Genomic DNA, 13,180 nt, shown 5'->3' with positions numbered 1-13,180 from the left:
ATACCAAACAGGGCTGAAGTTCCAGCACGTTCTGTTTGGTGTGCAGTGGCTCCCTGACTCGCAGGAAGCCAACCGTTTTTAAATCAGTGAATACCGCCAATGCGACTCAGTCGCACGCCGGTCGGCCACTGTCCTTCCTGTTTCTCAAAGCTCATCCAGATAGCAACCGCTTTGCCGACCAGATTCTTCTCGGGCACAAAGCCCCAGTAGCGGCTGTCGGCGCTGTTATCACGGTTATCGCCCATCATGAAGTATTGCCCCTGCGGCACAATCCACGTGGCCTGCGGCTGACCCGGCTGCTGATAATACATGCTCGCCTGGCTCTGCGCTTCGTTCACCAGCAGGATATCGTGCGTGACGTTGCCCAGCGTCTCTTTGCGCGTGCCAAGACGCAGGCCGCCCCGCAGCGTTTCGCCCTGCGGCACCTGGTAGAAACCGTTGCCGGTTTCGTTACCATCAAAGCCGCTGAAGGTCTGGATGAAATCGCTCGGCTCAATGTTGGTATAGGTCACCGGCAGCGCCGTGTCACACTTGCCCGTGCCGCAGCCTGGGTTGATGGTCAGCGTTTTGCTGTAAGGATCAAACACCACTTTGTCGCCCGGCAGACCGATCACGCGCTTGATGTAATCCACGCTCGGATCTTTCGGGTATTTGAACACCGCGACATCTCCGCGCTGCGGATGGCCGGTCGGGATCAGCGTGGTTTGCGTGATCGGATCTTTGATGCCGTAAGCAAATTTCTCCACCAGGATGAAGTCGCCAATCAGCAGCGTCGGCATCATCGAGCCAGAAGGGATCTGAAACGGTTCGAAGATAAACGAGCGCACGATCAGTACCACCGCCAGCACCGGGAACACCGACGCTGCGGTTTCAACCCAGCCCGGCTGCGCGGCCACTTTGGCCAGCGTTTTGCTGTCGAGCGAATTACCTGCCTGAGCCTGTGCCGCCGCCTGCTTTGCCCGGCGCGCCGGGGCCCACTTAAAGCGATCGATACACCAGATGATGCCGGTTAACAGAGTGGCAATCACCAGAATCAGGGCGAACATGTTAGCCATTAAAGTTCCTTATTTGCTGTCTTTACCGACATGCAGAATGGCAAGGAATGCTTCCTGCGGCAGCTCAACGTTGCCGACCTGCTTCATTCGCTTCTTACCTTCTTTCTGCTTCTGCAACAGCTTTTTCTTACGGCTGACGTCACCGCCATAGCATTTCGCCAGGACGTTTTTACGCAGCTGTTTCACTGTTGAGCGAGCGATAATGTGGTTGCCGATTGCAGCCTGAATCGCAATATCGAACTGCTGGCGCGGGATCAGATCTTTCATCTTCTCCACCAGCTCGCGGCCACGATACTGTGAGTTATCACGGTGCGTAATCAGCGCCAGCGCATCAACGCGTTCTGAGTTAATCAGGACGTCGACGCGCACCATGTCAGAGGTCTGGAAACGTTTGAAGTTATAGTCCAGCGACGCATAGCCGCGCGACGTTGATTTCAGACGGTCGAAGAAGTCGAGTACCACTTCCGCCATCGGAATCTCATAGGTCAGCGCAACCTGTTTGCCGTGGTAAACCATGTTAGTCTGCACACCGCGTTTTTCGATACACAGCGTAATGACGTTGCCCAGAAACTCCTGCGGCAGCAGCATATGACACTCAGCGATCGGTTCGCGCAGTTCAGCAATATTATTCAGCGGCGGCAGCTTCGATGGGCTGTCGACGTACACCACTTCTCCGTCAGTGGTTTCCACTTCGTACACAACCGTTGGCGCGGTGGTGATCAGGTCGAGATCGTATTCACGCTCCAGACGCTCCTGGATGATCTCCATGTGCAGCAGGCCGAGGAAGCCACAGCGGAAGCCAAAGCCCAGCGCGGTGGAACTCTCTGGCTCATAGAACAGCGAGGCGTCATTCAGGCTCAGCTTGCCTAAGGCATCACGGAAAGCTTCGTAGTCGTCAGAGCTTACCGGGAACAGACCGGCATACACCTGCGGCTTCACTTTTTTGAAGCCCGGCAGCGCTTTATCCGCAGGGTTGCGCTGCAGCGTCAGGGTATCGCCCACCGGGGCGCCGAGGATGTCTTTGATGGCGCACACCAGCCAGCCTACCTCGCCACACTTCAGCTCGGTACGGTCAATTTGTTTTGGCGTGAAAATACCGAGACGGTCAGCGTTGTACACCTGGCCAGTACTCATTACCTTCACTTTATCGCCTTTACGCAGCGTGCCGTTTTTAATACGGATCAGCGACACCACACCGAGGTAGTTATCAAACCATGAGTCGATGATCAGCGCCTGCAGCGGACCTTCCGCATCACCTTCCGGCGGCGGAATATCCCGCACCAGACGCTCCAGCACATCCGGTACGCCGACGCCGGTTTTCGCCGAGCAACGCACCGCATCCGCGGCGTCAATGCCGACGATATCTTCAATCTCTTCCGCCACGCGCTCCGGGTCGGCCGCAGGCAGGTCGATCTTGTTCAGTACCGGTACCACTTCCAGATCCATTTCCATGGCGGTGTAGCAGTTCGCCAGGGTCTGCGCTTCAACGCCCTGACCTGCATCAACCACCAGCAATGCCCCTTCACAGGCCGCCAGCGAGCGGGAAACTTCATAAGAGAAGTCAACATGGCCTGGGGTGTCGATAAAATTGAGCTGGTAAGTTTCACCGTTTGGCGCGTGGTAATCGAGCGTAACGCTCTGCGCTTTAATGGTGATGCCGCGCTCGCGCTCCAGATCCATCGAATCCAGAACCTGCGCCGCCATCTCACGATCGCTCAGGCCACCGCAAATCTGAATCAAACGGTCAGAGAGCGTTGATTTGCCGTGGTCAATGTGAGCGATAATGGAGAAATTTCGTATGTGCTTCATTTATATGAATATCTTCACGTAGAAAATCAGTTGAAAACGTGAGCACAGACACATTCAGGCAAGTGAGCTTTACCCGGAACCCTGTCAGCCTCATTAATGACGACGCATATTACACTGTTAACGCCGCGCGTTAAAGAATGGAACTGCGGGGAATCGCAACAGAATTCAGCGATTAAGACGAAATGAAAAGGCCGCGCAATACGCGGCCTGAACGGGGATCAACTGTGGTTTTCCACCCGTAGCGCATCAGGCGGGAGCGCAACGCTGAGAATCACCGGCTGGAACGCTTCGCGATCGCCAAACCGGCTGGAAACCCCTTTGGCAACAATAAAGCCGCCAACGCCACCCAGCAGCGCACCGCAGGCCGCCGCCAGGTCGCTGTGGAACAGCATCTGGAACAGGCCCGCGACCAGGAACAGACCGAACAGCGGCGTCATATACACCAGCAGCGCAGAACCGAGCAGGCTGCTTTCGCGAATGCCCAGCTCAATGCGCTGGCCCGGCTGTAGCGGCTCCGGACTGGCGATGGTCATCACATGGGCATTTTTCGGTCCCAGCTGGTTGAGCGCATGGCTGCCGCAGCCTTTGCGCGCTGAACAACTGTTGCAGGAGGTTTTCGCTTCCGAATGCAGAGTAGCGACGCCCTCTTTCCATGCCACCACGGTGGCCCATTCTCTCATCATTTTGTGGCACCTGAATCTATACTGTCCGCGATACGTTTGGCAGTGGTCGGCGGCAATTCGCCCACCACGGTAATTTCACGATTATCGCGCACTTCGGTCTGCACCGTACGACGCCCAGTGCGCAATGACTGTGGCGAACTGCTTTTATCGGCAGGCGTGATGTTAATAGCGAAGCTGAACAGGCCATCGCTGTACAGACGGGATTCTACGGTTTTGTTCATCGCCGGAATATCACGCCGGCTTTGCGAAATCAGCTTCATACCGGCCGGCAGCCAGCCCGGTTGCCAGCTGAGCTGCACTTTGTCGCCCGCCGGTAACGACAGCGACGGCGGCAGATTGGCTTTTTCCAGCCCCTGCATCAGATTGCGCACGCCTTCATCGACGGCAAAACTGATGACGCGGAACTGCTCCAGCGTCTCACCGTCGCGATCCAGCAAATCAATCCGCAGCGGCAATTTGGTATCGACGTCCAGCCACACCACGTAGCTGTAACGCGTGCCGTCTCGCGACACGATGCGCACCACTTCGCACATCTGATCGGCCATGCGGGAACGCCCTACCGGAATAAAATCGTAGGCATCGCCGAGGCGCGAGAAGTCAGCGAACATCAGCGCCGGCAGCGCATCAATAATGTGGTTGCCCGGCAGCGAGAACGGATCGAGACCCGGTTCGAAATAGCTGATGTCGTTGCCGCGCTGGATCACCTCACGGCGCGGTCCGTCCATCTGTAATAGCTGGGCGAATACGCGATTGTCGATAACCGCATGGCGGTAACGCAGGGATTCAATGCCCAGACGTGAGACATTGATATAGGCGAATTCGTAGTTGAGGTTCTGGCTGGCCTGCTCCATCTGCTGTAACAACGCCCCGGACGCAGATGTCTGCGCCGGGGCGGTAGATGACCAAAGCAGGCTGCCTGCCAGCAGGCTAACGGCACACCAAAGCTGCTTCATTACTGCTGTTGAGTTCCTAACGACTGAGTTCCGGGAACGTTAGCCTGCGCCTGTTGCGGCGCATTGCTTTCAAACTGCACCTGATCGGCATGCAGACGGCGTTGCAGTTCGTAATCCTGCAGCATGGCATTCACGCGGCGACGCTGCTCCTGCACCTGCTGATTTGAGCTGTTGGTGTCAAAAGCATCAGACGGCACGCCCAGGCTGACCGGTGACGCTTTACCCATCATCGGTAAGGTATTAAAGGCTGGCGCATCCGACGTTTCCGTCGCACTACCCGCTGGTGAGCTGTTGTAGTGCTGCACACCGACGATCACCGCCAGCGACACACAGGCCGCCACACCGATCTGCGTGACCTGAGCAACCCAGCCGCCACCGCGACGCCAGAACGGCATTTTCTGCCAGCGCGACGGCTCCGGCTGTGCTTCCGGGATCAACGAAGTCACTTTGCGCACCGGCTCGTTTTCGATGGCGGCAGCAACGCGTGCGGAGATATCAAAATGCAGCACTTCGCCCACATCGCCCCGCAGGGTGTCGCGGATCAGATGGTAGCTCTCCCAGCTTTTTTGTAGATCTGCATCCTTCGATAACGACGCCAGCAGCTCGTTATCTAAAGTTTCACCATCCATTAAAGCGGAAAGTTTTTCTTTCTGCATGTTTTGGTACCCTTCCAGTAGCCGTTATCACTGACGTTGGATAAGCGGTTGAACTTTATTATCAATGGCTTCCCGGGCCCGGAAGATACGTGAACGTACGGTACCTACCGGACAATCCATGATGGCGGCGATCTCTTCGTAACTCAGACCATCCAGTTCCCGCAGGGTGATGGCCATACGCAGATCTTCAGGCAACGCCTCAATCGTCCGAAAAACAATTTGTTTCAGTTCGTCTGACAACATTAAGTTCTCAGGGTTCGAAATTTCTTTTAGCGCACCCGCACTTTCGAAATTTTCCGCGTCAATCGCGTCCACATCGCTGGACGGCGGCCGGCGCCCCTGAGCCACCAGATAATTCTTCGCGGTGTTGACCGCAATGCGGTACAGCCACGTGTAAAAGGCGCTATCACCCCGGAACGACTCCAGTGCGCGATACGCTTTAATGAAAGATTCCTGAACCACATCAGGCACATCGCCTGACGGGACATAACGTGAAACCAGGCTCGCCACTTTATGCTGGTATCGGATCACCAGTAAATTAAATGACTTTTGATCTCCTTTCTGAACCCGCTCAACGAGAACCTGATCCGTTAACTGCTCGCTCATCCGAGGTAATGTCTCCCCAAATCTCTTTTATGCGTAAGTGAACTGCCAGCACATCTCATTTATTGTGAGCAAGCATGCGCTTAGAGTCCCGTTCTGGCCTGAAGTTCACCACGACCTGATATTTTCTGTACCGGTGCCCTGACATCGTTGTTGTTGATGGTCTTTCAGTGTAGCGACTTACCGCACTGGTGGTGTCGTTGGCGGCACCGATAATCGCTGGCAGAGTACCCTATGACGCCGCATTTTTCACCTTTATTCCCTGAATTTTCAGCGTGTTTGGTATAAAAAACACTAATCGCTTATTTTCAGACATAACTTACTGAAATCGCATTACAATCTGATTATTGCGTCGAATTTTCCCGCGTTTTTTGTTCAAAATACTTCACACCAGCGGCGTCCGGGCTTATGCTCGGGGGACCTTTTGTTTAGTAAATTAAACATCATGAACCCCATTCCCGATCATAGCTGTGATGTACTGATTGTTGGCAGCGGCGCGGCCGGTTTATCTCTGGCGCTGCGGCTGGCACCGCACTATAAGGTAACGGTGCTGAGTAAAGCGCAGATTAGCGAAGGCTCCACGCTGTATGCACAGGGCGGGATTGCGGCGGTGTTTGATGAAAACGACAGCATTGAATCACACGTCGAAGATACGCTGATTGCCGGCGCAGGCCTGTGCGATCGTGAGACGGTGAATTTTATCGCCAGCAATGCGCGCCCGTGCGTACAGTGGCTGATCGATAACGGCGTGGCGTTTGATCGCGAGCCACAGGATAACGGCAAGGCGCGCTATCACCTGACGCGCGAAGGCGGTCACAGCCATCGCCGTATTTTACACAGCGCCGACGCCACCGGGCGCGCGGTCGAAACCACGCTGGTCAGCCAGGCGCTCAGCCATCCCAATATTCGCGTTATTGAACGCGCCAACGCGGTGGACTTAATCCTCTCTGATAAAATTGGCCTGCCCGGAACGCGGCGCGTGGTGGGCGCATGGATCTGGAATCGCAATCGCGAACAGGTTGAAACCTGCCGCGCCCGCAGCGTGGTGCTGGCCACCGGCGGTGCGGCGAAGGTGTATCAGTACACCACTAATCCGGATGTCGCTTCCGGCGACGGCATCGCGATGGCGTGGCGCGCCGGCTGCCGGGTGGCCAATCTGGAGTTCAATCAGTTTCACCCTACCTGCCTGTTTCATCCGCAGGCGCAAAACTTTTTGCTGACCGAAGCGCTGCGCGGCGAAGGTGCCTGGCTACTGCGCCCGGACGGTTCGCGCTTTATGCCGGATTTCGATGCGCGCGCCGAACTGGCACCGCGCGATATCGTGGCGCGCGCTATCGATCACGAAATGAAGCGCCTGGGCGTCGACTGCATGTATCTCGACATCAGCCATCAGCCGGCCAGCTTTGTGCGTGCCCACTTTCCGATGATTTATGACAAGCTGCTGACGTTTGGCCTCGATCTGACACAGCAGCCGATTCCGATTGTGCCCGCCGCGCATTACACCTGTGGCGGCGTGATGGTGGATCAGCATGGTCGCACCGACGTCGACGGGCTGTATGCGATTGGTGAGGTCAGCTACACCGGCCTGCATGGCGCTAACCGCATGGCATCAAACTCGCTGCTGGAGTGTCTGGTGTATGGCTGGTCGGCGGCCGAAGATATAGTGCGCCGTCTGCCGCAGATGCACGCCGTCGATCACCTGCCGGCGTGGGATGAAAGCCGCGTCGACGATGCCGATGAACGGGTGGTGATTCAGCACAACTGGCATGAGCTGCGGCTGTTAATGTGGGACTACATGGGCATCGTGCGTACCACCAAGCGGCTGGAGCGCGCTCTGCGCCGCATTACGCTGCTACAGCAGGAGATAGATGAATACTATGCGCATTTTCGCCTCTCCAACAATCTGCTGGAGCTGCGCAATCTGGTACAGGTGGCAGAGCTAATGGTGCGCTGTGCGCTGGCGCGCAAAGAGAGCCGCGGGCTGCACTTCACCCGCGACTATCCGCATACGCTGCCCGAGGCACAGCCTACGGTGCTGCAGCCGGTAGCCTAGCGGAACAGATAGAAATCGGTTACCAGGCTCAGCCAGTCCGCCGAGTAGCTTTTATCTTCATCACGAATGGCGAGACGCTCCTGCACGAGTTCGCCTGCGGCGGGTGAAAAGCCCAGCACCAGCCGGTTCGGCGGTCGCTGCGCGTAAGGTGCCACATCATAGCGATAACGCAGATGCCAGCCTTCGGCGCGCGCCAGTGCAATCAGGTTTTCGCCAGCATCCGCGGGCAGCACCACGCAAAACAGCCCCTCTTCTTCAATCAGCTGTGCCGCACAGCGCAGCAGGGTGGGATGATCAAGCGTTGCCGTGCTGCGCGCGGTATCGCGCTCGACGCTGGCCGAGGCCATACCCGGGGTGAAAAACGGCGGATTGCTGACAATCAGCGAGTAGCGTTTTTCTGCCTGCTCACTCCAGCTGACGATGTCCTGCGCATGCACCGCGATGCGATGCGCCCACGGCGACGCGGCGACGTTCTCCTGCGCCTGCGCGGCGGCGCTGCGCTCCAGTTCGACGGCATCAATACTGACGTCATCCGGCGTGCGCTGCGCCAGCATCAGCGCAATCAGGCCGCTGCCGCAGCCAATATCCAGTATGCGCCGTACGCCTGCCACCGGCGCCCAGGCACCGAGCAGCACCCCATCGGTGCCGACCTTCATGGCACAGCGATCGTGCGCGACAAAAAATTGCTTAAACGTGAACCCATCTTTTCTTAACATCGCCCGCGCTGGCGGTTGCAGCTGAGACATGCTTAACGACCATTGAATTTGCTCCTGCCGGAAGTGTAACGTGGTCGCGAAGTGAATTCACCTTCACCTGTGCAACACAAACAGATGAAGATTGTGGCTGAACTGTCTATAATCAGCGCCCCAAACTGAGGTAGACCATGACCGTAACCACATTCTCCGAACTCGAACTCGACGAAAGCCTGCTGGAAGCCCTGCAGGATAAAGGCTTCACGCGCCCGACTGCCATTCAGGCTGAGGCCATTCCTGCCGCGCTGGAAGGCCGTGACGTTCTGGGTTCGGCACCAACCGGAACGGGGAAAACCGCAGCCTACCTGCTGCCCGCTTTACAGCACCTGCTCGATTTTCCGCGTAAAAAATCAGGGCCGCCGCGCATTCTGATCCTCACGCCGACGCGTGAACTGGCGATGCAGGTTGCCGACCAGGCGCGCGAGCTGGCCAAACATACCCATCTCGATATCGCCACCATCACCGGCGGCGTGGCCTATATGAACCACGCGGAAGTGTTCAGTGAAAATCAGGACATCGTGGTCGCGACCACCGGCCGTCTGCTGCAGTACATCAAAGAAGAGAACTTTGACTGCCGCGCGGTAGAAACGCTGATTCTGGACGAAGCCGACCGCATGCTGGACATGGGCTTTGCGCAGGATATCGAGACCATTGCCGGTGAAACGCGCTGGCGCAAACAGACGCTGCTGTTCTCGGCCACGCTGGAAGGCGACAACATCAAAGATTTCGCCGAGCGCCTGCTGAACGATCCGGTAGCGATTGAAGCCGATCCAAGCAAAAGCGAACGCAAGAAGATTCAGCAGTGGTATTACCGCGCCGACAACCTTGAGCACAAAACCAAACTGCTGGTGCATCTGCTGAAGCAGCCGGAAGTGAAGCGCGCCATCGTGTTCGTGCGTAAACGTGAGCGCCTGCATGAGCTGGTGACCTGGATGCACGAAGCCGGCCTGCGCAGTAGCTACCTCGAAGGCGAAATGGTACAGGCTAACCGTAACGAAGCGATCAAACGCCTGAATGACGGTCGCGTTAACGTGCTGGTCGCGACCGATGTCGCCGCGCGCGGTATCGACATTGATAACGTCACCCACGTCATCAACTATGACTTACCGCGCACCGCCGATGTCTATTTGCACCGCATTGGCCGTACCGGCCGCGCCGGACGCAAAGGTACCGCAATCTCGCTGGTAGAAGCACATGACCATCCGCTGCTGGGTAAAATCAGCCGCTACGTCAACGAGCCACTGAAATCGCGCGTAATCGATGAGCTGCGTCCGGAAACGCGTGCACCGAGTGCTAAAGTCACCGGTAAACCGTCGAAAAAGGCGCTTGAGAAGCGCAAAGAGAAGAAAGCGAAAGAAGAAGAGAAACCGCGCGTGAAGAAACGTCACCGCGATACTAAAAATATCGGTAAACGCCGCAAGCCAAGCGGCAGCAGCACACCGGAGAGCGGTGCGGAATAAAACAGCATCGCGGCAATTAAATCGCCTCCCTGAGGCGATTTTTTGCTTTCTGGCCTGCTGAAAAAGCACTTTCGCGGCGTAAAATCTCTCAACCTGCCCTCTTCGCTCTTCAGGAAATAAAAAAAGCCGCGCCAGTAAGCACCGGCGCGGCTTGTATTGCTGTATGCGTTTTCGTCAGCCGATCAATTACAGGCTTTCGGTAAAGGTACGGGTGATAACGTCACGCTGCTGTTCTGGCGTCAGCGCGTTAAAGCGCACCGCATAGCCCGACACGCGAATGGTCAGCTGCGGATATTTTTCCGGATGCTTCACCGCATCTTCCAGCGTTTCACGGCGCAGCACGTTAACGTTGAGGTGCTGACCGCCTTCAACGCGTACCTGCGGTTTCTGCTCCAGTGGAATTTCACGGTAAGCAATCTCGCCAAGGTCGCTGACTGCAACAACCTGATCTTCCGTGAAATCGCCTTTTGCGCACAGGCAGCGGGCTTCGGCTTTCTCATTGTCCAGCAGCCAGAACGAGTTCAGCAGCTGCGGATTTTGTGCCTGAGTAATTTGAATACCGGTAATCATAGAGGCCTCCAGGGCTTAGCGCTGCGGCAGGAGCACAGCGCGGTTCTTCGGGTTATGTGATGCTCTGGTATATCACCGCGCTGACCGGCTCGTTTTGACCTGTATCAATTTCGTCCGGCCACAATTTTTGCCCCCACTCTAATAAATTGATTTATAACAATTTTTGTCATTAACTTTTTCTGTAATTGTTCAACTTATTTTTACCCTTCTGCTGCCCCGCCGGACACGCTAAGCTAAAGGCATCAATTTGCAGGGAGTCAATGATGGCTGAGAAGCTGACCTGGCACGATGTGCTGGCTGAAGAGAAAGAAAAACCTTACTTCGTGGAAACGCTGAAAGCGGTAGCCGAAGAGCGAGCAGCGGGCGTGACGGTCTATCCGCCGCAAAAGGACGTGTTCAACGCGTTCCGTCTCACCGAACTGGGCGATATTAAAGTGGTGATCCTCGGCCAGGATCCGTACCACGGCCCGAATCAGGCGCATGGCCTGGCGTTTTCGGTATTGCCGGGCGTGGCCATTCCGCCGTCGCTGCTGAATATGTACAAAGAGCTGGAACAGGATATTCCTGGCTTTCAGCGTCCGCAGCACGGCTTTCTTGAAAGCTGGGCGAAACAGGGTGTGCTGCTGCTGAATACGGTGTTAACCGTGGAAGCCGGCAAAGCGCATTCGCACGCGCGTTTCGGCTGGGAAACCTTTACCGATAACGTGATCAGCGCCATCAACTCCCATCGCGAAGGGGTGATTTTCCTGCTGTGGGGAGCGCACGCGCAGAAGAAAGGCAGCATCATTGATGCGCAGCGTCATCACGTATTGAAAGCACCGCATCCTTCGCCGCTTTCGGCCCATCGCGGCTTTTTTGGCTGTCAGCATTTTTCCAAAGCTAATGCGCTGCTGAGCCAGGCCGGCCAGACGCCCATTGACTGGACGCCGGTGCTGCCCTGAAAACACAAACGGCCGCATCAGCGGCCGTTGTTGCACGGGAGCGGCTTAGCCTTTGGCTTTCGATACCGCAACCATCGCCGGACGCAGCAGGCGACCGTTGAGGGTGTAACCGCGCTGCATCACCATCAGCACGTGGTTTGGCGCCACTTCTTCAGACTCCATCATCGACATCGCCTGATGCACATCCGGGTTGAACGGCACATTAGTTTCGCCCACCACTTCCACGCCGAACTTACGCACCGCACCCAGCAGTGATTTCAGCGTCAGCTCGATGCCTTCAATCATCGAAGCCAGCTCGGTGTTCTCTTTATCCGCCACTTCCAGCGCGCGCTCCAGGCTATCAATCACCGGCAGCAGTTCGTTGGCAAACTTTTCCAGCGCAAACTTGTGCGCTTTTTCCACGTCCATTTCGGCACGGCGACGGATGTTTTCAATCTCAGCCTGCGCGCGCAGCTGGGCGTCACGCACGCCACCCTGCGCCTGCGCTAATTCCGCTTCCAGCTGGGCGATACGCTCATCACGCGGATCCACCTCAGTTGCTGTCTCCGCTTCCGGCTGCTGTTGTTCCTGTTGAATTTCGTCTGAGACTTGCTCGTTTGGGGTGTTCTGTTCTTTACTACTCATGAATTTCTCCGCGTTTTGCACATTCATCTCGCTGGTTGGCTTATTATGGGGATCAGTTTGACGGTTTCAAGTGAACCCATCACATTGCCTGGCCGTTTTGGCTTATGAGGAACACCCGCTAAATGAACAAACACTTTAACTGCATTGGGATTGTCGGCCATCCACGCCACCCCACTGCGTTAACCACCCATGAAATGCTCTGGTGCTGGCTGACTGACAAAGGCTATGACGTGATCGTGGAACAGCAAATCGCCCGCGAGCTGAACCTGCAGGATGTGCGTACCGGCAGCCTGGCGGACATCGGCCAGTATGCCGATCTGGCGGTGGTGGTCGGCGGCGATGGCAACATGCTGGGCGCCGCGCGCGTGCTGGCACGTTACGACATCAAGGTGATTGGCATCAACCGCGGCAATCTCGGCTTCCTCACGGATCTCGATCCGGATAACGCGCAGCAGCAGCTGGATGACGTGCTGCAGGGCGATTATTTCGTGGAAAGCCGCTTTTTGCTGGAAGCGCAGGTATGCAAAGAAGAGTGTTCGCCGCGCATCGGCAGCGCCATCAATGAAGTGGTGCTGCATCCAGGCAAAGTGGCGCACATGATTGAATTTGAAGTCTATATCGACGAAGTGTTCGCCTTTTCCCAGCGCTCGGACGGGCTGATTATATCCACGCCAACCGGTTCAACCGCCTATTCGCTTTCGGCGGGCGGGCCGATTTTAACGCCGTCACTTGATGCGATTGCACTGGTGCCGATGTTCCCGCACACGCTGTCGGCGCGTCCGCTGGTGATCAACAGTAGCAGCACCATTCGCCTGCGTTTTTCCTCGCTGCGCAGCGACCTGGAGATCAGCTGTGACAGCCAGATCGCCCTGCCAATTCAGGAAGGGGAAGATGTGCTGATTCGCCGCAGCGCCAATCACCTCAATTTAATTCATCCAAAAAATTATAATTATTTTAATACCTTAAGCTCAAAACTCGGATGGTCAAAAAAATTATTCTGAAAAGGCCTGCCGGTTACTTT

The 13,180-nt window shown here is 56.3% G+C and carries 13 protein-coding genes; 4 read left to right on the top strand and 9 right to left on the bottom strand.

The features are described 5' to 3' along the window. Positions 1-83: 83 nt before the first annotated feature. The 6 genes from lepB to rpoE all read right to left on the bottom strand — a co-directional run bounded on the left by lepB (position 84) and on the right by rpoE (position 5,762). On the bottom strand, positions 84-1,055 hold the full coding sequence (gene lepB / locus AC6I79_RS05100) for a signal peptidase I (protein WP_021506522.1): 972 nt from the start codon (positions 1,053-1,055) through the stop codon (positions 84-86). Positions 1,056-1,064: 9 nt separating this feature from the next. Then, positions 1,065-2,864 (bottom strand): translation elongation factor 4, encoded by a 1,800-nt coding sequence (lepA, locus tag AC6I79_RS05095; protein ID WP_058758277.1) that lies wholly within the window; start codon positions 2,862-2,864, stop codon positions 1,065-1,067. A 218-nt stretch (positions 2,865-3,082) separates the two neighbouring features. Beyond that, the gene (rseC, locus tag AC6I79_RS05090) at positions 3,083-3,547 is read right to left on the bottom strand and encodes a SoxR-reducing system protein RseC (protein ID WP_021506520.1); all 465 of its coding nucleotides are present in this window, start codon (positions 3,545-3,547) and stop codon (positions 3,083-3,085) included. Next, positions 3,544-4,500: a sigma-E factor regulatory protein RseB gene (gene rseB, locus AC6I79_RS05085; RefSeq protein ID WP_031279374.1), complete on the bottom strand. Its 957-nt coding sequence runs from the start codon at positions 4,498-4,500 to the stop codon at positions 3,544-3,546. The genes rseC and rseB overlap by 4 nt, the downstream gene beginning before the upstream one ends. Further along, complete coding sequence (gene rseA, locus AC6I79_RS05080; protein ID WP_021506518.1) at positions 4,500-5,156, bottom strand: anti-sigma-E factor RseA; 657 nt, start codon at positions 5,154-5,156, stop codon at positions 4,500-4,502. Before rseA ends, rseB begins: the two co-directional genes overlap by 1 nt. A gap of 27 nt (positions 5,157-5,183) precedes the next feature. Beyond that, positions 5,184-5,762: an RNA polymerase sigma factor RpoE gene (gene rpoE, locus AC6I79_RS05075; RefSeq protein ID WP_010617748.1), complete on the bottom strand. Its 579-nt coding sequence runs from the start codon at positions 5,760-5,762 to the stop codon at positions 5,184-5,186. A gap of 442 nt (positions 5,763-6,204) precedes the next feature. Here rpoE and nadB point away from each other — a divergent pair, with 442 nt between their 5' ends. Continuing rightward, positions 6,205-7,812, top strand: a complete 1,608-nt coding sequence (nadB, locus tag AC6I79_RS05070; protein ID WP_498027733.1) for an L-aspartate oxidase — start codon at positions 6,205-6,207, stop codon at positions 7,810-7,812. Here nadB and trmN read toward each other — a convergent pair. Then, positions 7,809-8,558, bottom strand: coding sequence for a tRNA(1)(Val) (adenine(37)-N(6))-methyltransferase TrmN (trmN, locus tag AC6I79_RS05065; RefSeq protein WP_159378630.1), 750 nt, complete (start codon positions 8,556-8,558; stop codon positions 7,809-7,811). The two genes, nadB and trmN, sit on opposite strands and share 4 nt — an antisense overlap. Before the next feature lie 137 nt (positions 8,559-8,695). Between trmN and srmB the strand changes: the two genes are divergently transcribed. Next, the gene (gene srmB, locus AC6I79_RS05060; protein ID WP_021506515.1) at positions 8,696-10,024 is read left to right on the top strand and encodes an ATP-dependent RNA helicase SrmB; all 1,329 of its coding nucleotides are present in this window, start codon (positions 8,696-8,698) and stop codon (positions 10,022-10,024) included. Positions 10,025-10,210: 186 nt separating this feature from the next. Here the strand turns inward: srmB and grcA are convergent, their stop codons facing one another. After that, positions 10,211-10,594, bottom strand: coding sequence for an autonomous glycyl radical cofactor GrcA (grcA, locus tag AC6I79_RS05055; protein ID WP_021506514.1), 384 nt, complete (start codon positions 10,592-10,594; stop codon positions 10,211-10,213). A 263-nt stretch (positions 10,595-10,857) separates the two neighbouring features. Between grcA and ung the strand changes: the two genes are divergently transcribed. After that, positions 10,858-11,535 carry a uracil-DNA glycosylase gene (gene ung, locus AC6I79_RS05050; RefSeq protein WP_058781713.1) on the top strand — a complete coding sequence of 226 codons (678 nt, stop codon included), beginning with the start codon at positions 10,858-10,860 and terminating at the stop codon, positions 11,533-11,535. Between the two features lie 45 nt (positions 11,536-11,580). On the opposite strand, the gene grpE is transcribed toward ung, so the two are convergent. Continuing rightward, the gene (gene grpE / locus AC6I79_RS05045; RefSeq protein ID WP_031279366.1) at positions 11,581-12,159 is read right to left on the bottom strand and encodes a nucleotide exchange factor GrpE; all 579 of its coding nucleotides are present in this window, start codon (positions 12,157-12,159) and stop codon (positions 11,581-11,583) included. Between the two features lie 122 nt (positions 12,160-12,281). On the opposite strand from grpE, the gene nadK reads away from it, so the two are divergent. Next, on the top strand, positions 12,282-13,160 hold the full coding sequence (gene nadK / locus AC6I79_RS05040; protein WP_498027604.1) for an NAD(+) kinase: 879 nt from the start codon (positions 12,282-12,284) through the stop codon (positions 13,158-13,160). Positions 13,161-13,180 lie beyond the last annotated feature (20 nt).

This window comes from gamma proteobacterium symbiont of Scutellera amethystina, from assembly GCF_059730845.1.
The sequence above is the reverse complement of the archived record's forward strand: the minus strand, read 5'-3'. Positions and strand labels throughout refer to the sequence as shown.